This window comes from Arthrobacter sp. Z1-15, assembly GCF_054792395.1.
Map to the genome: position 1 here is coordinate 3,438,736 of NZ_CP096454.1, position 19,289 is coordinate 3,458,024.

At 68.6% G+C, this 19,289-nt stretch carries 18 protein-coding genes; 6 read left to right on the forward strand and 12 right to left on the reverse strand.

What is annotated here, in order from left to right; all coding sequences use genetic code 11:
* Nucleotides 1-12: 12 nt before the first annotated feature.
* The gene (locus M1D40_RS15915; RefSeq protein WP_461169454.1) at nucleotides 13-906 is read left to right on the forward strand and encodes a MaoC/PaaZ C-terminal domain-containing protein; all 894 of its coding nucleotides are present in this window, start codon (nucleotides 13-15) and stop codon (nucleotides 904-906) included.
* A 31-nt stretch (nucleotides 907-937) separates the two neighbouring features.
* Here the strand turns inward: M1D40_RS15915 and trhO are convergent, their stop codons facing one another.
* Entirely contained in the window at nucleotides 938-1,831 is an 894-nt protein-coding gene (gene trhO, locus M1D40_RS15920; protein WP_461169455.1) for an oxygen-dependent tRNA uridine(34) hydroxylase TrhO, read from the reverse strand.
* Nucleotides 1,832-1,913: 82 nt separating this feature from the next.
* Here trhO and M1D40_RS15925 point away from each other — a divergent pair, with 82 nt between their 5' ends.
* Together M1D40_RS15925 and M1D40_RS15930 are read left to right on the forward strand one after the other, a co-directional pair.
* Entirely contained in the window at nucleotides 1,914-2,564 is a 651-nt protein-coding gene (locus M1D40_RS15925; protein WP_461169456.1) for a GNAT family N-acetyltransferase, read from the forward strand.
* 78 nt (nucleotides 2,565-2,642) lie between these two features.
* A complete protein-coding gene (locus tag M1D40_RS15930; RefSeq protein WP_461169457.1) occupies nucleotides 2,643-5,015 on the forward strand; it encodes a DEAD/DEAH box helicase in 2,373 nt (790 codons plus the stop codon).
* Nucleotides 5,016-5,091: 76 nt separating this feature from the next.
* Here the strand turns inward: M1D40_RS15930 and M1D40_RS15935 are convergent, their stop codons facing one another.
* From M1D40_RS15935 to ssd, 7 genes are all read right to left on the reverse strand, one after another.
* Nucleotides 5,092-5,409, reverse strand: a complete 318-nt coding sequence (locus M1D40_RS15935) for an Rv3654c family TadE-like protein (RefSeq protein ID WP_461169458.1) — start codon at nucleotides 5,407-5,409, stop codon at nucleotides 5,092-5,094.
* Between the two features lie 185 nt (nucleotides 5,410-5,594).
* A complete protein-coding gene (locus M1D40_RS15940) occupies nucleotides 5,595-5,882 on the reverse strand; it encodes a TadE family type IV pilus minor pilin (protein ID WP_461169459.1) in 288 nt (95 codons plus the stop codon).
* Between the two features lie 78 nt (nucleotides 5,883-5,960).
* On the reverse strand, nucleotides 5,961-6,383 hold the full coding sequence (locus M1D40_RS15945) for a DUF4244 domain-containing protein (protein WP_461169460.1): 423 nt from the start codon (nucleotides 6,381-6,383) through the stop codon (nucleotides 5,961-5,963).
* Between the two features lie 155 nt (nucleotides 6,384-6,538).
* Nucleotides 6,539-7,264 carry a type II secretion system F family protein gene (locus M1D40_RS15950; protein WP_461169461.1) on the reverse strand — a complete coding sequence of 242 codons (726 nt, stop codon included), beginning with the start codon at nucleotides 7,262-7,264 and terminating at the stop codon, nucleotides 6,539-6,541.
* A complete protein-coding gene (locus M1D40_RS15955; protein ID WP_461169462.1) occupies nucleotides 7,264-8,124 on the reverse strand; it encodes a hypothetical protein in 861 nt (286 codons plus the stop codon). The genes M1D40_RS15950 and M1D40_RS15955 overlap by 1 nt, the downstream gene beginning before the upstream one ends.
* Complete coding sequence (locus M1D40_RS15960; RefSeq protein WP_461169463.1) at nucleotides 8,121-9,392, reverse strand: TadA family conjugal transfer-associated ATPase; 1,272 nt, start codon at nucleotides 9,390-9,392, stop codon at nucleotides 8,121-8,123. The genes M1D40_RS15955 and M1D40_RS15960 overlap by 4 nt, the downstream gene beginning before the upstream one ends.
* Nucleotides 9,389-10,984, reverse strand: a complete 1,596-nt coding sequence (gene ssd, locus M1D40_RS15965; protein ID WP_461169464.1) for a septum site-determining protein Ssd — start codon at nucleotides 10,982-10,984, stop codon at nucleotides 9,389-9,391. The genes M1D40_RS15960 and ssd overlap by 4 nt, the downstream gene beginning before the upstream one ends.
* A gap of 177 nt (nucleotides 10,985-11,161) precedes the next feature.
* Here ssd and M1D40_RS15970 point away from each other — a divergent pair, with 177 nt between their 5' ends.
* The gene (locus M1D40_RS15970; RefSeq protein ID WP_461169465.1) at nucleotides 11,162-12,877 is read left to right on the forward strand and encodes a bifunctional 3'-5' exonuclease/DNA polymerase; all 1,716 of its coding nucleotides are present in this window, start codon (nucleotides 11,162-11,164) and stop codon (nucleotides 12,875-12,877) included.
* A gap of 31 nt (nucleotides 12,878-12,908) precedes the next feature.
* Here the strand turns inward: M1D40_RS15970 and M1D40_RS15975 are convergent, their stop codons facing one another.
* Genes M1D40_RS15975 through M1D40_RS15985 form a run of 3 tightly spaced genes read right to left on the reverse strand, consistent with a single transcriptional unit; the run spans nucleotide 12,909 to nucleotide 15,738 of the window.
* A complete protein-coding gene (locus M1D40_RS15975) occupies nucleotides 12,909-13,592 on the reverse strand; it encodes an NUDIX hydrolase (protein ID WP_341395216.1) in 684 nt (227 codons plus the stop codon).
* Nucleotides 13,589-14,386, reverse strand: a complete 798-nt coding sequence (gene nth / locus M1D40_RS15980) for an endonuclease III (RefSeq protein ID WP_341395215.1) — start codon at nucleotides 14,384-14,386, stop codon at nucleotides 13,589-13,591. The genes M1D40_RS15975 and nth overlap by 4 nt, the downstream gene beginning before the upstream one ends.
* Nucleotides 14,387-14,439: 53 nt before the next feature.
* Nucleotides 14,440-15,738: a hypothetical protein gene (locus M1D40_RS15985; protein ID WP_461169466.1), complete on the reverse strand. Its 1,299-nt coding sequence runs from the start codon at nucleotides 15,736-15,738 to the stop codon at nucleotides 14,440-14,442.
* A gap of 314 nt (nucleotides 15,739-16,052) precedes the next feature.
* Here M1D40_RS15985 and acs point away from each other — a divergent pair, with 314 nt between their 5' ends.
* A complete protein-coding gene (gene acs / locus M1D40_RS15990; protein ID WP_461169467.1) occupies nucleotides 16,053-18,041 on the forward strand; it encodes an acetate--CoA ligase in 1,989 nt (662 codons plus the stop codon).
* A gap of 88 nt (nucleotides 18,042-18,129) precedes the next feature.
* Here the strand turns inward: acs and M1D40_RS15995 are convergent, their stop codons facing one another.
* On the reverse strand, nucleotides 18,130-18,549 hold the full coding sequence (locus M1D40_RS15995) for an organic hydroperoxide resistance protein (RefSeq protein WP_461169468.1): 420 nt from the start codon (nucleotides 18,547-18,549) through the stop codon (nucleotides 18,130-18,132).
* 101 nt (nucleotides 18,550-18,650) lie between these two features.
* On the opposite strand from M1D40_RS15995, the gene M1D40_RS16000 reads away from it, so the two are divergent.
* On the forward strand, nucleotides 18,651-19,208 hold the full coding sequence (locus M1D40_RS16000) for a TetR/AcrR family transcriptional regulator (RefSeq protein ID WP_341395211.1): 558 nt from the start codon (nucleotides 18,651-18,653) through the stop codon (nucleotides 19,206-19,208).
* Nucleotides 19,209-19,289: the final 81 nt, after the last annotated feature.

Below are 19,289 nucleotides of genomic sequence, written 5' to 3' on the forward strand. Positions count from 1 at the left end.
AGAGGGAACGTCATGACGATCCACACGCAGAACATTGGAAAGGTCTCCGAAGGGGCTCCTGTTTCCTGGAATTCCAAGGACGCACTCCTGTACGCACTAAGTGTGGGTGCAGGAGCCCGGGACCAGACCGGGAACCTGGCCTTCACGACGGAAAACTCCCGCGGCATCAGCCAGAGCGTGCTGCCCACCTTTGCCGTGCTGCTGGGCGGTTCCGGCGGGTCGATGGACTCGCTCGGCGACTTCAAGCTCTCCCAGATTCTGCACGGCGGCCAGTCCGTCACCCTGAACCGGACGCTGGCGCCCGCCGGGACGGTGATTCCGCGCAGTTTCATGAGCGCGGTCTACGACAAAGGCAAAAACGCCGTTATCGAGCTGACCACGGAACTGCTCGATGCCGAGACCGGCGAAACGGCGGCAACCTCCGTTACCAGCATGATCATCCGCGGCGAGGGAGGCTTCGGATCGGAGCCGGCGCCGGCGGACGGGTGGGAGGTCCCGGACCGGTCCGCCGATCTGGTGGAGACACAGAAAACCACGCCGGACCAGGCGCTGCTGTACCGCCTGAACGGGGACCGCAACCCGCTCCACTCCGATCCGGCCATGGCGGCCCTGGTCGGATTCGAGAAGCCGATCCTCCACGGGCTGTGCACCATGGGATTCGCCGGCCGCGCCCTGCTGGAGGGCATTTCCGGATCCGACGCCGATGCCTTCGGCTCACTCAGCGTCCGCTTCGCCGCCCCGGTTATTCCGGGCGACGAACTGACCACGAGTATCTGGAAGACCGGCACGGGCGCAGTCTTCCAGACCCGCGTGGGAGACACCGTGGTCCTGGACCGCGGTGTCTACACGCTCCGGGGCGCGGCACCCTCCGGGGAAACCCGCGCATCCGCAACCGCCGCGGTTTAGCGACCGTTCGCTGCCGGGCGGCACACCGTGATTATTCGGTGCAGCCGTCCGGGCAGCGCAGCGTTTCGGGATCCGCCGAGCACTCGGCACAGTACAGGGTGAGCTTGCGGCAGGAGAGATTAGAGCAGTTCTCGAACTTGCTGGTGGGCGCCTCGCAGCGGACACAGGTGCCGATCGTCACGGCGTCGTCGGTGAACTCCGTGTGCATCCGCTTGTCGAACACGTACAGGGATCCCTCCCACAGGCCCTTGTCGCCGTAGGTCTCGCCGTAGCGGACAACGCCGCCCTGCATCTGGTAAACCTCCTTGAAACCGCGGTTGACCATCAGCGAGGAGAGCACTTCGCAGCGGATGCCGCCGGTGCAGTAGGTCACCACCGGCTTGTCCTTGAGGTCGTCGTACTTGCCGGAGTCCAGTTCCGCAATGAAGTCATGGGTGGTGGCCACATCCGGCACCACCGCGCCCTTGAACCGGCCGATCTGCGCTTCAAAGGCGTTGCGCCCGTCGAAGAAGACCACGTCCTCGCCGCCGGCTTTTTTCTCCTCGACCAGTTCATGCAGCTGCTCGGGGCGCAGGTGGGTGCCGCCGCCGACCACCCCGTCCCGATCCACTTTGAGCTCGCCGGGAGCGCCGAAACTCACAATTTCTTCGCGGACCTTGATGCTCAGGCGGGGGAAGTCCTCGGCTCCGCCCTCTGAGTATTTGATGTCCATCTTCTTGAACGCCGGATATTCGCGGGTGGCCTTGGCATAGGCCTTGACGGCGTCAAGGGGGCCGCCCACGGTTCCGTTAATGCCGTCGGGGGAGATCAGGATCCGCCCGCGGAGCCCGAGTTTCTCACAGAGGGCGCGCTGCCACAGGCGCACCGCCTCCGGATCCGGAAGGGGAGTAAAGGCGTAATACAGAGCAATTCGATTCAAAGCCACTCATCAAGGGTAGACCGCAGCAGGACCCCGGATTTCATCAGCACCCGTACCTTTCCCCTGCCTGCGCCGTTAGTGTTCATTCATGAGAGTGCTGAACGACGATTTGCTCGAGACCTGGGTCACCGGCTGGGCGCAGTCCCGCGGGTACCAGACGCGGCGGGAGGGCCGCTTTCCCTCCGCGTTCCTGCATGACAGGACCAATGACTGGGAGTATTTCGCGCTGGAGCCCTCCCATGACGAGTTCGCCGCACTCGCGTCCTCCGCCCGGAAGAGCCCGGAGCGCCTGTTCACCATTGTTACCAGCCGCACCAACGAGATCCACGGCGCCGCCCTGGTCCACGGGCTGAGCGTGCGCTCCGCGGATGAGGTGTTCATGTCCCTGGAGATGGCCGGACAGGACATTGAGGACCCGGTTCCGCTCGACGGCTTTGAAACCGAAACCGTGCGCGGGGCCAAGACGGGCATCGTCATGGTGACTTCCGACGGTGAACCGGCGGCCCGCGGCAGTGTCTCCGTGGTGAATGATCTGGCGGTCTACGACCGCATCGTCACTGAACCGCGGTTCCGCCGCCGCGGGCTGGGAACCTATGTCATGCGGGCCCTGACAGCGGTGGCGCTGGAACACGACGCCGAGGCCGGGCTGCTCGTGGCCACGGCCGACGGACTGGAACTGTACAGATACCTGGGCTGGGAGAACCTGGCCAGCGTGGTGATGTTCGAGCCGAGGCTGTAACTGCCTGCGGGTTCAGCCTGCGGCTGAGCAGCCGTGTTTAGCTGCGGCTCCTCCAGCCTCCGGTGGGAGAATGGCAGCGTGGCCCTACATGATTCCCTGATCCCCCTGCTCGGCTCCGGCGCCGACCCGGAACAGCTGGTCCATGTGCACGAAATCCCGGCCCGCACTGCCGTTCCGGTGCCCTGGCCGGACTGGGCGCATCCCGACGTCGTCGCCGCCTACTCGCGGGTGGGCGTCCACGAACCGTGGCGGCACCAGATCGAAGCGGCAGAGTCCGCCCACGCCGGGAACCACACGATCATTTCCACCGGCACCGCCTCCGGGAAGTCGCTGGCCTACCTGCTGCCGGTCCTTGACGAAATCCACCGCACGGCACTGGATGACCGGGTCACGCTGGAGCCTACCGGCTCGGTTGCCCTCTATCTGGCGCCCACCAAGGCGCTCGCCGCGGACCAGCTCTCCGCGGTGAACGCGTTGAAGTTGCCCACTGTGCGGGCGGAAACGTACGACGGCGACACGGACCCCGGCGCGCGGCGCTGGATCCGGGACCACGCCAACCTCGTGCTGGCCAACCCGGACATGCTGCACTTCGGCGTGCTGCCCAACCATGCCTGGTGGGCCCGTTTCTTCCGCCGGCTCAAGTACGTCATCATCGACGAGGCCCACAGCTACCGCGGGGTGTTCGGTTCCAACGTTGCCAACCTGATGCGCCGGCTGCGCAGGATCTGCCGCTACTACGGCGCCGATCCGGTGTTCATCGGCGCTTCGGCCACCTCCGCTGACCCGGCCCAGTCCTTCGGCCGGCTGATCGGCGGCGAAGTGACCGCGGTGACCCGGGATGCCTCACCGCACGGGGCCACCACGGTGGCGCTCTGGGAACCGCAGCTGACCGAGCTCAAGGGTGAAAACGGTGCCCGGTCGCGCCGGACGGTCATTGCCGAGACCTCCGATCTGCTGGCGAACCTGGTGGCCGCCCAGGTGCGCACCATTGCCTTCATCAAGTCCAGGCGCGGCGCGGAAACGATCGCCACCATCACCCGCCGGCTGCTCGACGAAGTGCACCCTTCTTTGCCGGACCGGGTGGCGGCGTACCGCTCCGGGTACCTGCCGGAGGAACGCCGGGAACTGGAACGCCGGCTGCGCAGCGGTGAACTGCTGGGGATCTCCAGTACCTCCGCGCTGGAGCTGGGGATCGACATTTCCGGGCTTGACGCGGTGCTGGTGGCCGGCTGGCCGGGCACCCGCGCCTCCCTGTTCCAGCAGATCGGCCGGGCCGGGCGCTCCGGACAGGACGCGCTGGCCGCGTTCGTCGCCAGCGACGACCCCCTGGACACCTATCTGGTGCACCACCCGGAGGCCATTTTCGACATCTCGGTGGAAGCCACCGTCTTCGATCCGTCCAACCCCTATGTCCTGGGCCCGCACCTCTGTGCCGCCGCGGCGGAAATACCGCTGACCCCGGATGAGCGCGAGCTGTTCGGCCCCACCGCCGCCGGATTGCTGGACCAGCTGGTGGAACAGGGTTACCTCCGTCGCCGGCCCTCGGGCTGGTTCTGGACCCACTCCGAAAGCGCCGCCGCCATGGTGAACCTGCGGGCCGACGGCGGCGGACCGATCAACATCGTGGAGTCCGACACCGGAATGCTGCTGGGCACCATGGACGCTCCGCAAAGCCAGTACCAGGCGCACACCGGCGCGGTGTACGTCCATCAGGGCCAGACCTTCATGGTGGACGAACTGAACGAAGCGGACCACTGCGCCATGGTCACCCGCGGCAACCCGGAGTTCTACACCCAGGCCCGCGATATCACCCAGATCGAGGTCATGGAGACCGAGCGGACCTCGCACTGGGGTGAAATCCAGGTCTGTTTCGGCACCGTGAAGGTCACTACCCAGGTGGTCTCTTTCCAGCGCAAAGCACTGATCTCGAATGAGATCCTGGGCGAGGAGCCGCTGGAGCTGGAAGCCAAGGAGCTGTTTACCAAGGCAGTCTGGTTTGTCATCGACGAGCATCTGCTGACCGCTGCCGGGCTCATCCCGGCCGATTTCCCCGGCGCCCTCCATGCCGCCGAGCACGCGTCCATCGGGATGCTGCCGCTGATCGCCACCTCCGACCGCTGGGACATCGGCGGGGTGTCCACGGCGCTGCATGCGGACACCGAGAAGCCCACCATTTTTGTGTACGACGGCCACCCCGGCGGTGCCGGTTTCGCCGAGCGGGCCTATGAAGCCGCCGAGCTGTGGCTGACCGCCACCAGGGATGCCATCCGCGCCTGCGAGTGCGAACGCGGCTGCCCGTCCTGCGTCCAGTCCCCCAAATGCGGCAACAAGAACAACCCGCTGTCCAAGGCCGGGGCAGTGACGCTGCTGCAGGTGCTGCTGGACTCCGCCCGCGGCCGGGATGCTGATCCGGCGGCGGCCGAATCAGCGGTCATGGCAACTGGACCATAGTCATGGCGGCGGTCCGGCACGGGCGCGGCCGGTAGCTGTCACCGCGGCGGTCCAGCCCGGGCGCGGCCGGTAGCTGTCACGGCGGCGGTCCAGCCCGGGCGCGGCCGGTAGCGGGCCACGGCACCAGCCCGGCCGCCACCTGGGTGTTTACCTGCACGGTGTGATCCCCGGGATTGACCGCGCAACCGGTCAGCGCGGCACCGTTGCGGTCCGCAACCTCACCCGCCACCGCGCAGGCATCGCCCTCCCGCAGGCCGCGGACGGTGTCCGCAGCGGCCAGCGCAGACAGGTCCGCTGCAGTGGCGGCCCGGTTCGCGGCGACCGTGCTCTGCAGCAGCAGCAGAACGGCACCGAACAGCACCAGCAGCAGCACCCCGGTCCCCAGCACCAGCACGGTCCCGGACCCGCGTTCCTCCTTCCCTGCTTTCCTCTGTCCTTTCCTCTGTCCTTCCCTCGGTCCTTCCCCCGGCCCTTCCTCCGGTCCTTTCCTCGGCAACCCGGTCCCCACCCCGGCTTCAAGCCCGGTCTCTTGCCCGGTCTCAGGCCGGGCTTCCTCTCCGGATCCGTTCCGGGCAGTGTTCACGGCAGTGACTCCGGAAGGGCCGACGCAGAAGCAGTAAGCACCAGGGGCAGCCGGTCCAGCAGCGGGGCGGCCACGGCTGAGTCGACCTGCACCCGGAGCCAAGGCCCGTCCGGCGAGAGCGTCACCTGCGCTTCAGCGCCGGCAATCCGCAGGGCCGCCGACTCCGCCGCACCGCTGTCTCCGCGCATGATTTCCCGGGCCGCCGCCCGGGCCGCTTCCTCGATGCGAAGCTGGGTCACTCCGGCCGCGACGCCCGTGAGCACTGCGGCCAGAAGCAGCGCCACAGCGGGCAATCCCACCGCAAGTTCGGCGGTGACTGCGCCCCGAGCGGATGGAGCCCTCGGATTCTTCCGGCCCATCGGCTATCCCAGCGTGAGCGCGCTGCGGATAAGTCCCATCAGCAACGAGCGCACCTCTCCACTGCCAAGCACGGCCACCAGCAGCGCGGCGAACGCCACGGCAGCGAGAGTGGCAATGGCATATTCCGCGGTTGCCATCCCTGCCTCGCGGCCGGGAACATTGCTCCGGAGCCGTTCAGCCCTCCGTGCCCGTCCTGGAGTTGAACTGTCCCGGGCGGCAGAGGGTTGCGCCGGGTACAACACCGTCACGGTGCCGTAGCCCGGAGTTTCCCGCGGTTTTCCTCCGAATCCCGGTGCCTGGCCGGCGGCACTGCACCGGCAGGTACTGCCTTCGGGTTCTGACGTCTCGCCGGTGCCGAAGGCCGGGGCACCGGCAAAGCTGCGGCCGCGCTGGGCGGCAGTTACGGATCTGCTCAAGACAGACATGGTTTCCTCCTGGTGTTGGCTGGCATCACTTGCACCGCTTCGAAAGCGGTGTTCCGATCCTGCAGCCGGCAGCCGCAGCGGGCCAGAGGTCCTTCCGCCGCTGCGGATAACGGCCGCGGCCAAGTTGGCTGTGGAGGGACGTACCGGTGCAGCGGTCAGGGAAACGACGGCAGCAGCGACAGCAGCAGCGGCATCACGGTCAGGACGACAAAGGCCGGCAGCGCGCAGAGTCCCAGCGGGACCACCAGCTTGACTCCCAGTGCTGCCGCCCGGCGTTCGGCCTCACGGGAGCGTCGGCGGCGGACCTGGGCGGCTGCTGCCAGCAGCACTGCGGCTGAGGGCGCCCCGGTGGTCGCGACAAAGGTCAGTGCCTCGCGGAGCTGGGCGGCCGGCGCCTCCGGCCGTTGAGAGGCAGCCTCTCGAGGAGCACGTCGTTGAGGAGCCCGCTGTGGCGAACCGAGCTGCTGAAGTCCTGACCGCCGGGGACTGCGTCGGCGGTAATCTTTCGGCCCTGATCCGGAAGGACGGAATCGGGCGCCGGGACGCCCGGCATCGGCTAGTTCCCACGCCACGGCCCACGGAGCACCCAGTTCCAACGCAGCCTGCACCCGCCGCAGGCACAGGGCCGTCTCCGGCTCCACAACATCCGCGAGGACACCCAGCGCCGGCAGCAGCGATTGGCCGGCGTCCAGCATGGCAGCCACCAGGTCCAGCATCAGCGCGGGATCTGCTATTCCGGCGCTTCCATGACTGTTGGCCCCGGTCGTTTCCAGTGCGGCGCGACTGGCTGCGTCTCCCCTGCCCCGGGCCGGATACCTTCCGGGTCGCAGCAGCAGCCAGGCAGCTGCAGCCAGGAACACGGCCACCAGGGTTCCTGCCATCAGGGGCCGGCTGCCCGGCGCACCAGCGCCCTGGACCAAAACCCGGCGATCAGGAACAGGGCTAAGCCGGCGGCCGCGGCCAGCCAGCCCAACGGGCTTCCGGCGAGGATCGCCACCGGATCGGCGCCCAGCAGGTAGCCCAGTCCCAGCCCGCCCGCCGGCAGCCAGGTCAGCAGCCGCACGGTTGCCTGCGGTCCTGCCAGCGCCGTTTCCCGGGCCGCCTGCTGGTCCAGGCCGCCCTCCAGCTGCGCGGCGTAGCGGCTGAGCACTCCAACCAAAGGTGCACCGCTGCGTTCCGAGACGCTTACGCACGCTGCCAGTTCGCTCCACACGGCCTCCAGTGACAGGTGGGCGTGCCCGCCCCCGCCGATAGCGGTCCGGGGTGCGCCCCCTCGGGCCGCTCGAGTCCGCCGCGAGCCACCAGTTTCCCCTCCGCCTCCCGCGGCAGCCCGGAAGACGGGCACCGGGCTCAGGCCAAGTGATGCAGCTTGGGCGGCTGCTTCGAGGACCGGCAGCAGCCGCGCGGCCAGCAGCGCATTTGGTCCTGTGCCGCGGACGCCAAGCTGCAGGGCTGCGGCATCTGCCCACAACTGGTGAGGAGTCCGCCCGGCGGCCAGCAACCCGGTGAGCTGGTGGATGAGCAGCGGGACGTCCTGCAAAGCAGGATCGGGACGGGCGGGGACGATATTGGCCTTTACCAACCGGGACCGCAGCCGACCGGTCTTTGGTCGGTGCGGCCCCGACCCCGCCCTGCCCGGCCCCGGCCAGCCCGAGGAGCGCCCGGCGGCAGGTGAAGCGGAACGGGGCAGGAGCAGCCCGGCGGAGATTCCGAGCAGCACCGAAATCCACAAGCCAGTCACTCGACGCGTGTTTCTTCTCGAATCGGTTCTTCGTTCAGGATCTCCGCCGGCAGATTGGAGCGGCCGGCCATCCGTTCCTGCAGTATCGGCCAGCCGGGACCGTAGCGGGCTGCGGAATCGGGGCGGATCAACGGCAGCAGCGCCGGCAGTGTTAGCAGCCGGCCGTCGGGCGAAACTGTGAGCACAGCGATTTCGGCCACCCGGCGGCCGGAGGGCTGGCGGGCAAGGTGCACCACCGCGTCCAGGGCACTGGCTGCCTGCAGGTTTACGGCCGTGCTGCTCATCCCGGCCAGGGCACCGAGCGCGGCCAGCCTTGCCGGCACGCTGGCCGCGGAGTTCGCATGGATGGTTGCTCCGGCGCCGTCGTGCCCGGTGTTCATGGCCGCCAACAGCTCGCGAACCTCCGCACCCCGGCACTCGCCGACAACCAGTCTGTCCGGACGCATTCGAAGGGCCTGCCTCACCAGCTCGGCCAAGTCCACCTGGCCGGTGCCCTCCACGTTGCCGTGGCGGCTCTGCAGACCCACCGTATGGGGATGGCGCGGATCCAGTTCTGCGGCGTCTTCGACCAGCACCAGCCGTTCCCCGGGATCACTCAGTGACAGCAGGGTGGAGAGAAGCGTGGTCTTTCCGGTCCCCGTGGCTCCGCTGATCAGGAAGTTCAGCCGGGAGGCCACCAGGCGCCGCAGCACCCCCGCGCTTTCGGGGTCTACGGTTCCCCCGGCCTGCAACTCCTCCAGCGTGAACGTCAGGGTCCGCCGGATCCGGATGGACAGCAGCGTGGAGCCGGTGGAGATCGGCCGGAGCACGGCATGTACCCGGTAACCGCGCAGCTGGACATCAACGCAGGGGTTGGAGTCATCCAGGCGGCGGCCTCCGGCCGCGATCAGGCGGGCAGCGAGCGCCTGAACTTCCGCATCGGAGCCAAACCGCAGCCCGGTCAGTTCAAGGCCGTTTCCGCTGTCCACCCAGACGCGGTCCGGGCCGTTGACCAGAATGTCGCTGACCCCCGGCAGCAGTGCCAGTTCCTGCAGCGGCCCCAGTCCCTGCAGCTCGGCCTGCACACGGTCCACCGCACGCAGCGCCCCTTCAGCTCCGAGCAGCCGGCCGCTGGACTGAATGGCCGCGGCCAGCCGTGCGGGCGTGACGGGTTCGCCGTCGTCGAGCATTTGCCGGCGAACCTGCCGCACCATGGGAGCGTCACCGGGCCGGGACTGCTGCTGGTCCGCCGGCTGGGAGCGCGCGGCCCTCCGGCCCTGGGGACTCATGCGCGTGCACCCGAAGCCGCAGATGCGGCCGGGAGCCCGGATGCGACCTGCCGGACCAGCTGCCCCGTCACGCTCCGGATCCGGGTGCGGCGGCCCCGTTCCAGCAGCAGGCCGCGCGCTTCGGCATGTTCCAAGTTGCGTACGTCGGGCAGGTACCCCGCGAGGGGAAGCCCAACGGCTTCGGCCGCACGGGCATCATCCAGCCCGTCTCCCAACGGCCCGCGGACCACCACAGCCTGCGGCACCGGGCCCAGGCTGAGGTGCAGGGAACGGGCTGCCAGCACCGGGCGGAGACGGCCCGGAACCACCAGCAGCAGGGCATCACAGGAGACCAGCAGCTGAGCAGACCGGTTTCGAGCGCAGTCCACCACGGTCAGGGTGAAGGCAGCCCGCGCCGCGTCCATCACCGCCCTGACGCTTTCTTCGGCAGGTTCCGCACCGGCTTCCGCTTCGCTGTCCGCTGCCGGCAGCACCCCGGATTCATCGGCACCGGACCCCGCGGTGCCCGGGCCCGCGGTACCGGAAAGCAGGGCGAACCCGGACACTTGGGGAAGCGCCGACAACAGCTGCACCGGGTTGAGGGAACCCCTGACATCGGCCAGATCGGGCCAGCGAACTCCTGGAATATCCCCGCTGGCGAGACTGGCGTCCAACCCGCCGCCGTATGGATCTCCGTCCACCAGCAGGGTCGAGATTCCCTGTTCCGCTGCTTCGTGGGCCAGCCAGCACGCCAAGCTGGAGGCTCCCGCGCCGCCGCAGCCGCCCATTACACCCAGGACGTACCCGGCCGCCGGCGCACGCCGGCGGCTCAGGTACTCAGCCAGCCAACCGGAGGCTGCAGGCAGGACGGCTACCCGTACGGCGTCCAGCCGCGCCGCGGCTTCCCACAACCCGGGATCCTGTCCGGTGCCCACCACGATGGTCTCGGTTCCGTTCGCCCCCGGCCGGGCATGCCGCCAGGATCCGGCGCGCCCGTCCGTGGCCAGGTCTATGCCCAGCAGCAGCACCTCGGGGTTCCGCGCCAGGGCTGTCTGGACATCCGGCAGGGCTTCCAGCTCCAGCCCGGCTGCAGCCGCAACCCTGGCCACCTCATCCTGCAGATGCTGGGACCGGCTGGCCAGGACCACCTGCGCTTCGGTATTCGCGCCGGGGGCCGCAAAACGCGAACCCGGCCGCGAACCCGGGCGGCGCCCGCCGGAGGAAACCCGGTGGACTCCCCCGGAACCGGCCCGGCGGCCCGGCTTCCGCACCGTTCCCGCCCCGCGCCCGGGCAACACCGGGCCCGGCGGCGGCACCGCTGCCCGGCCCGGCCGGGTGGCAGCCGCCGGCTCGGAAGGGCCCTCCCCTGAAGAGCTCTCCCCGCCAGCGTCTTTACCCTCAGGGGCAACCCCGGACCCGGCCCCGGGCCCGCCACCGGACCCGGCAAGACGCTCGGTCAACCCCGCGGCACCACGGTTCCGCCGGTTGGCGACAACCTGCCCCGCAGGACCCGGCACCTCAGCGTCCGGCACCCCAGCATCCGGCACCCCAGCATCCGCCACCCTGGCCGCCGGTACCCTGGCCGCCGGTACCCACAGCTGTTCATCTCTCATGCGCCCCACCCTTCCCTGCCAGCGGCAGGGTGCACCCGGAAACCGAGCAGGCTGGGGACAAGCTGCCGCCGGCCCGCGGCTGTGGAGGACAAGCCCAGCGCGGCCACATTCACCCTGGAACACGTTCACCCGGTAAATGGTTCAAGCCCCGCACCTGCCAGCAGGGACAATGGAAGCATGTACGTTGTCCTCACCCCGGCCGGGCCCGGCCCCGCCGCCGGTTCCCTGCAGCTGCAGGAGACGGACGACGCCGGCCGGCCCACCGCGGCGCCCGCCGTCGTCGTGCCCTCCCTGCTCGCCGCCGTCGTGGGCAACTACGAGGAGAGCGGCCGGAACGTCCGCTGGGTCTTCGGCAGCACCCGGGAGCTGTATCCGCGGCTGCTGGACGCGGGCGTGCGGATCGGCCGCAGCCACGATTTGGCGCTGGTGCGCGGGATTCTGCGCTTTTCCGAGGCCGCAGCGCCTTGCCCTTATATTGACGCGCTGCGCGCCGAGGTGCCCGCAGGGGACGCGGATCTGCTGCCCCGGCAGCTGCTGCCGGTCCGGCCCGCACCGAACCAGAGCTCGCTTTTCGAGGAGCTGGAGGGCTTTGAGGACCCCGCGGCCAGACGCGGCCCGTCGCTTGAAGACCAGCTGGCCGAGCTGCAGGCCCAGCTCGCCGCGGTCGAGGCTTCCCCGGCACGGCAGGGACTGGCGCTGCTGCTCGCCGCCGAATCCGCCGGCGGACTGATCGCCGTGGAGATGGAGCACACGGGACTGCCCTGGCGGCGCGACATCCACGAGGCGATGCTGGAACAGGAGCTCGGCCCGCGGCCTCCCGAGGGGCAGCGTCCGGTCCGGCTGGAACAGCTGGCTGCCGAGCTGCGGGAAAAACTTGGCAACCCCGGCTTCAACCCGGATTCCCCGCAGGAACTGCTGCGGGCACTGCACCGCGCCGGGATCGAAGTGAAGACCACGCGGTCCTGGGAACTGGAGCAGCACGAGCATCCCGCCATCCCCCCGTTGCTGGAGTACAAGCGGCTCTCCCGGCTGCTCAGCGCCAACGGCTGGACCTGGCTCGACGCCTGGGTGGCGGACGGCCGGTTCCGCCCGGAGTACGTGGTGGGCGGCGTGGTGTCCGGCCGCTGGGCCTCGCGCGGCGGCGGCGCCCTGCAGATTCCCCGTTTCGTGCGCGACGCCGTCCGCCCGGACCCGGGATACAAACTGATTGTCGCCGACGCCGCGCAGCTCGAACCCCGGGTCCTCGCTGCTCTGGGCCGGGACAACGCCCTGGCCGCCGCGGCCCGCGGCAAGGACCTGTACCAGGGCATCGCGGACCAGAACTTCAACGGGGACCGCGCGCAGGCCAAAATGGCGATGCTCGGCGCCATGTACGGAGCAACCTCGGGAGAAGCCGGACGGCTGATGCCCGCCCTGACCCGGTCCTATCCGCAGGCGATCGACGTCGTCGAGCGCGGCGCCCGGGCCGGGGAAGCCGGCAAGACCGTCAGCAGCCACCTGGGCCGCAGCTCCCCTCCGGTCTCCGGGCGCTGGCTGCGCGCGCAGCAGACGGCCTCTGCCGAAGAGCAGCGCCGCGCCGACTCGCTCGCCCGGTCCCAGGGCCGTTTCACCCGCAACTTTGTGGTCCAGTCCACCGCCGCCGAATGGGCTTTGTGCTGGCTGGCGGAAATACGACGCCGGCTGCAGGCCGCGTCGGTGTCCTCACCGGCCGGGGAACTGGTGTTCTTCCTGCACGATGAAGTCATGCTGCACGTGCCTGAATCCAGGGCCGCGGAGGTCACGGCACTGGTGACGGATGCCGCTGCGGCCGCAACACGGCTGCTGTTCGGGCAGATCCCGCTGGAATTTCCGGTGGTCGCCGTGACCGTCGATTCCTACGCCGACGCCAAGTAGCCCGGACAGTCCGGCTCTTTCACGAACGCGGCTACAGGACCGGCACGATTTCCCGGCTGTCGTCCCAGGGCAGGGTCCAGCCCAGTTCCTCCAGCACGGCGTTAAGGATGATGCCGGTAAACCCCCACACCAGCACCCCGTTCACGAGGAACGCGGGCGAGCGGTGTGCGCTGGCCCCGTGTCTCATCACGGCGGTGCGCCGGTTTTCCGGATCGAGCAGGTCCGCCACCGGCACCCGGAACACGGAGGCGGACTCGCCGTAATCCACCACATCCACCGGTGTGGGCCGGTCCCACCAGCCCAGCACGGGCGTCACCAGGAAGTTGCTGACGGGCAGCCCCACCTCCGGCAGCGTGCCCAGCACGACGACGCCGTCGGGGTCCAGCCCCGTTTCCTCCCGGGCTTCACGCAGGGCGGCGGCCTCCGGGCCGGCGTCCCCGGCGTCAAGTGATCCGCCGGGGAAGGCCACCTGTCCGGGGTGGTCATTGAGCGTGGCGGCCCGTTCAACCAGCAGGACGTCGAGCTCATCAGGCACCCCGGCGGAGTGGAAGTCCGAGGGCTTGTTGTCCAGGTTGCCGAAGAGGATCAGCACGGCGGCGCGGCGGGCCGTGGACGGGTCGACGCTGCGGCGCAGCAGCTCCAGGTTCGCGTCGAAATAGGTGGTGCGGGCGGCGGCTGCTGCCCCCAGCGCCTGCAGATCCGCGTAGGCGCTCATGCTTCCAGGCCGTAGCCGGCGGCCCGCAGCTGAGCGCGCGTTTCGGCAGCCATCATCCGGGCGTGCAGCTCCTCGCGGCCGGGGGCGAGCTCATACTTCAGCAGCTTCCGCGCCTTGTCCGGATCGGTTTCACCCTCGCCGTAGGAGGGGCAAAGCTGCGCGACGGCGCAGGCCCCGCAGGCCGGGTTCTTGGCATGGCAGACCCGCCGGCCGTGAAAGACCACCCGGTTGGACAGCGGAGTCCAGTCCTTGGGCTCAAACAGCTCGGCCACGTCCTCTTCCACCTTGACCGGGTCCTTGGCAGTGGTCCAGCCGAAACGGCGGGAAAGCCGGCCGAAGTGCGTGTCCACGGTGATGCCGGGAATCCCGAAGGCATTGCCAAGCACCACGTTCGCCGTCTTGCGGCCGACACCGGGCAGAGTGACCAGCTCTTCGAGCTTGTCGGGAACCTGGCCGTCGTATTCATCGACCAGGCGGGTGGACAGCGCCTTGATGCTGGCGGCCTTGGCCCGGAAGAAGCCGGTGGGCCGGATCAGCTCCTGCAGGTCCGCCTCGTCGGCCTCCGCCAGGGCCCGGGCATCCGGATAGCGGGCAAACAGCACCGGCGTGACCGCGTTGACGCGGATGTCGGTGGTCTGCGCGGACAGGACTGTGGCGACCAGCAGCTCAAAGGCGTTGGTGAAGTCCAGCTCCGCCACGGCATAGGGATACAGCTCCCCCAGCAGCCGGTTGATCTTCCGCGCCCTGCGCTTCAGGGCGAGCAGGGAGGGATCACTCCCGGGTGCCTTAACCACGTCCTTGTGTCCTTCGTTCCGGTTTGGATGGTGCCGGGTGCGGGCGGATCCGGCTACTCGCCGGAGTCTTCGCCGACACGCTCGATGTTGCTCAGGTCCCGCAGCACGCCGATGCGGCCGGTGCGCTTGTCCTGTACGAGGAACTCGGTGCCGCGGTCTTCCAGCCCCAGCTCCCAGTCGCCCGGGTGGAACATGAACAGCGGCAGGCCCGTGCGCTCGTCGACAATCTGGCGCGGGGTGCCCACGGCAAACCAGAACGCCTCCACGACGTTCTCGGATTCCTCGCGGGTGGCGCTGATCGAGTCAGAGCCCGACGACGGCGCAGAGACCAGGGGCGATGCCTGCGTGGCAGGTTCCGCGTGGGACTGCTGGCTCTGGACAACCGGGTTTACCGTGGTGGCCGCGATGTCGTCGCGGCCGAAGACGGAAGCCGAAGCCTCGGTCTTGGTTTCCGGAGTGTTCTCCGCAGCAGCCGTTTCGGCGCGGGCCGGACCGGTGCCGGCCGGGTCCTGTTCCGCATTGCTGCGGGCTGAATCGTCACGGGCTGAATCAACACCGTTGGGGGCCGCTGAGGCGCCTGCAACTGCTGCGCCGGTTTCCGGGATGCCGTTCGGGGCCGGAGTGGTGCCGGCGTCGTCGGGCTTGCGGCCGAACAGGCCGGTCGGGGCAAGCTTGCCGATACCGGCGAACCGGGATCCTGCGGGCTTGGCGTCGCCGGCTGCGGCGTTGTCGCCGGAGTGGTCGGAGTGGCCGGAGGCAGCGGAACCAACGGTCCGTGCCGGAGCGGCCGGGCGGCGGCGCAGGCGCACGGCGTCGCGCGCCATGACGTGGGCGGGCTCTTCGGGACGCTCGCCGAACTCGCGGGAGAACGGCGGAATATGCGGAGCCAGCGTTGTCGAAGCCACCAGGCCGAGGGCACCGATGAACGTCAGCAGGGTGCCGATGGTGAATTCGTTGACCAGCTGCAGGAAGAAGAAGGCGGTGGCCAGGACTGCCACCACGGAGCCGAACTGGTCCACTGACAGGGAACCGATACGGTATTTGAGCTCCGGGGCCATCCGGCGGGCCGCGAACAGTCCGGCGACCAGCAGCGGCAGGATGATGCCGATCCCCAGGAAGAACAGGGGCGTCAGCGGCGACCAGAGGTTGAGTTCCAGATCAAAGCTGGTGCTCCACGGCAGCAGGGAACCGATGAGCATCAACAGGACAGAACCGCCCACCACGGTGTCGCGCAGGCCAAACGGACCAAAGACGGCGGTCCGGGCTTTGTCCTCGCCGGCTGGACGGTTCTCGGCAGGTGCCGGGGTATCCGCCACCGTTCTGGCGTCCTTTTCAACGGGGGGCTGGTTCATTCTGTTCTCCATTCACGACCGCCGCTTACGGGCCGGCACTTGCTGCGGTCCGCAGCATCGGCGGGCCGCATGCACGGGTCAAAAAGCGGTTGCTTCCTCCCACAGCCTAGTCAACGCCGGCACCGCAGACTAGCCGAACTGCCGCAGGGCTATCCGCCGTGATCTACCGCTCACCGCAGAATTACCCCCTTTACCGGGCCTGCATGTGACGGTGGACACATGCCCGTCTGATCGGAGTTAGGGTTGTTCCAACGCTACGGCAGCCCCTCGATCCGGGCTGGACCGTGGGCACACAGTTAGCGAAAGGGTTCACGATGTCTGAACAGTCCCCCGTCAAGGCGCATGGCGATGCACTGGAGAACCTGCTCCACGAGCACCGCAGTTTCCCGCCCAGCCAGGATTTTGCGGAGAACGCAGTCGCCAAGCCTTCCCTCTATGAGGAAGCGGCAGCCGAAGGGCCGGAGTTCTGGGCCCGGCAGGCCCGCAGCCTGCTGACCTGGGACAAGGATTTCACCGAGACGCTGGACTGGTCCGATGCTCCGTTCGCGAAGTGGTTCGGCGGCGGCAAAATCAACGCTGCGTACAACGCCCTGGACCGCCATGTCGAGGCAGGCCGCGGCGACCGGGTGGCACTCTTCTTCGAAGGCGAGCCCGGCGACACCCGCACCTACACGTATGCCCAGCTCACCGAAGAGGTCAAGAAGGCGGCCAACGCCTTCGAATCCCTCGGCGTCGCCAAGGGCGACCGGGTCGCCGTCTACCTGCCGATGATTCCCGAAGCAGTCATCACCATGCTGGCCTGCGCCCGCATCGGCGCGGTGCATTCCGTGGTCTTCGGCGGCTTCTCGGCCGATGCACTGCGCAGCCGGATCGACGACGCCGAGGCCAAGCTGGTCGTCACCGCCGACGGCTCCTACCGGCGCGGCAAGCCGACGTCGCTCAAGCCGGCCGTGGACGAGTCGCTGGTCAAGGAAGGCCATACGGTCAGCAGCGTTGTTGTCGTGAAGCGCAACGGCGAGCCGGTCCAGTGGACCGAGGGACGCGACCTGTGGTGGGACGACGTCGTGGGTACCGCGAGCGCCGAGCACACCGCGGTGGGGCACGACTCCGAGCATCCGCTGTTCATCCTCTATACCTCGGGCACCACCGGCAAGCCCAAGGGCATCCTGCACACCACCGGCGGCTACCTGGCGCAGACGGCCTTCACTCACCTGAACACCTTCGACCTGAAGCCCGAAACCGACGTGTACTGGTGCACCGCGGACATCGGCTGGGTCACCGGGCACTCCTACGTTACGTACGCGCCGCTGATCAACGGAGCCACCCAGCTCATCTACGAGGGAACCCCGGACACCCCGCACCAGGGCCGCTGGTGGGAGCTGGTCGAGAAGTACAAGGTCTCCATTCTGTACACGGCCCCCACCGCCATCCGCACCTGCATGAAGTGGGGCCGCGACATTCCCGGGAAGTTCAACCTCGACTCCATCCGGGTCCTCGGTTCCGTGGGCGAGCCCATCAACCCCGAGGCCTGGATGTGGTACCGCACGGTCATCGGCGCCAACGGCAACAAGAAGGAAAACCCCGCGCCCATCGTGGATACCTGGTGGCAGACGGAAACCGGCGCGCACATGATCGCGCCGATGCCCGGAGTCACAGCCACCAAGCCCGGCTCCGCGCAGGTGGCAGTGCCCGGCATCTCCATTGACGTGGTGGATGAGATGGGCGAGTCGGTGCCCAACGGTTCCGGCGGCTTCCTGGTGGTCAAGGAGCCCTGGCCGGCCATGCTGCGCGGCATCTGGGGTGATCCGGAGCGCTTCAAGCAGACCTACTGGTCCCGGTTCGACAACATGTACTTCGCCGGCGACGGCGCCAAGAAGGACGAAGACGGCGACATCTGGCTGCTCGGCCGGGTGGATGACGTGATGAACGTTTCCGGACACCGGCTCTCAACCACGGAGATTGAATCCGCCCTGGTCAGCCATCCGTCGGTGGCGGAGGCCGCCGTCGTCGGGGCCAGCGACGAGACCACCGGCGAAGCAGTGGTGGCGTTTGTCATCCTGCGCGGCAGCGCCAAGGACGACGACGACATTGTCACCACGCTGCGCAACCACGTGGGCAAGGAAATCGGACCCATCGCCAAGCCGCGTCACATCCTGGTGGTGCCGGAGCTGCCCAAGACGCGTTCCGGCAAGATCATGCGCCGGCTGCTCAAGGACGTGGCCGAAGGCCGCGAAGCCGGTGATTCGAGCACGCTCGCGGACAACACCGTAATGCAGCAGATTGCGGAGTCCATGCGGAAGTAACTCCCGCGGAAAACAACCCCGCGACATGGCAGAAGGTGCGCTTCCCAAGGCCGGGAAGCGCACTTTCTGCCATATCGGCGAGGGGAGGTTAGGCGACGGTGACGTCGAGAACGACGTCGATGTTGCCGCGGGTCGCGTTGGAGTACGGGCACACCTGGTGGGCGGCTTCGACGAGCTTTTCGGCGGTCTCCTGGTCCACGCCGGACATCTCGACGTGCAGCTCGACACCGAGCTTGAAGCCGACTTCCTGCTTGTGCAGGCTGACGTCCGCCGTGATCGCGGCGTCGGCAATCGGAGCCTTCTCGGCGCGGGCAATCATCTTCAGCGCGGAGAGGAAGCATGCGGCGTAGCCGGCGGCAAAGAGCTGCTCCGGGTTGGTGCCGTCGCCGGCGCCGCCCATCTCGGTGGGAGTGGCCAGATTGAGTTTCAGCTGGCCGTCGCTGGTCCGGGCCTCTCCGTTGCGGCCGTCTCCGGATGCGGTGGCTGAAGCGGTATACAAAGCGCTCATGGCGACTCCTTCAATTGGGGGACGTTCAGGTAGACTGACTAGTACGTCTACTTGAGGCAAGTAAACGCGTCTCCGCCTTAATCCGCAACCCAGGAGGAACCATGGCCAGCCAGTCGCCGGTGCGCGAGCGCATCCTGGACGCCGCCGCCTCCCTCTTCTATTCCGAGGGCATCCGTGCCGTGAGTGCCGACCGGATCATCGCGGAAGCAGGCACCACCAAGGTGACCTTCTACCGGCATTTCCGCACCAAGGAGGACCTGGTGGTCGCCTATCTGCAGGCCCAATCCGCGCGGACCCGAGCGGCAGCTGAGCACCTAAGCGCCGACCCCTGCACCGGACTCCTGCAGCTGGCGGAAGCCATGGGCGCCGAAACCTGCGTACCCGGATTCCGCGGCTGCCCGTTCATCAACGCGGCAGCGGAGTATCCCGACGCCGGGTCCCCGGTCCGCGCCGTGGTCCGGGAGCACCGGGAATGGCTGCACGCCGAAGTCAGCGGCAGGCTCGCGCAGCTGGGAGCAGCAGAACCGGCCGCGCTGGCCGACCAGCTGCTGATGCTGCGGGACGGGGCCATGGTCCACGGTTATGTAGCCGATCCGGCCGGGGTTTCAGCTTCCCTGGTCAGCGCCGGCCGGGCGATTCTCGGCAGCGTTCTGCACTGACGCCGGACCCGGCGCCGGAGTGCAGGGGTGACCTTGGACTCAACAAGTTGGCACCGGGGCACGCGGGGTAGCAGAATCAAT

What these genes read in the sequence shown, in the direction of transcription:
- M1D40_RS15915 (WP_461169454.1), top strand. Translation starts at nt 13, where the DNA reads ATGACGATCCACACGCAGAACATTGGAAAGGTCTCCGAAGGGGCTCCT.
- M1D40_RS15925 (WP_461169456.1), top strand. Translation starts at nt 1,914, where the DNA reads ATGAGAGTGCTGAACGACGATTTGCTCGAGACCTGGGTCACCGGCTGG.
- M1D40_RS15945 (WP_461169460.1), bottom strand. Translation starts at nt 6,383, where the DNA reads ATGTCTGTCTTGAGCAGATCCGTAACTGCCGCCCAGCGCGGCCGCAGC.
- M1D40_RS15950 (WP_461169461.1), bottom strand. Translation starts at nt 7,264, where the DNA reads ATGGCAGGAACCCTGGTGGCCGTGTTCCTGGCTGCAGCTGCCTGGCTG.
- M1D40_RS15960 (WP_461169463.1), bottom strand. Translation starts at nt 9,392, where the DNA reads ATGAGTCCCCAGGGCCGGAGGGCCGCGCGCTCCCAGCCGGCGGACCAG.
- ssd (WP_461169464.1), bottom strand. Translation starts at nt 10,984, where the DNA reads ATGAGAGATGAACAGCTGTGGGTACCGGCGGCCAGGGTACCGGCGGCC.
- M1D40_RS15970 (WP_461169465.1), top strand. Translation starts at nt 11,162, where the DNA reads ATGTACGTTGTCCTCACCCCGGCCGGGCCCGGCCCCGCCGCCGGTTCC.
- M1D40_RS15975 (WP_341395216.1), bottom strand. Translation starts at nt 13,592, where the DNA reads ATGAGCGCCTACGCGGATCTGCAGGCGCTGGGGGCAGCAGCCGCCGCC.
- M1D40_RS15985 (WP_461169466.1), bottom strand. Translation starts at nt 15,738, where the DNA reads ATGAACCAGCCCCCCGTTGAAAAGGACGCCAGAACGGTGGCGGATACC.
- acs (WP_461169467.1), top strand. Translation starts at nt 16,053, where the DNA reads ATGTCTGAACAGTCCCCCGTCAAGGCGCATGGCGATGCACTGGAGAAC.
- M1D40_RS15995 (WP_461169468.1), bottom strand. Translation starts at nt 18,549, where the DNA reads ATGAGCGCTTTGTATACCGCTTCAGCCACCGCATCCGGAGACGGCCGC.
- M1D40_RS16000 (WP_341395211.1), top strand. Translation starts at nt 18,651, where the DNA reads ATGGCCAGCCAGTCGCCGGTGCGCGAGCGCATCCTGGACGCCGCCGCC.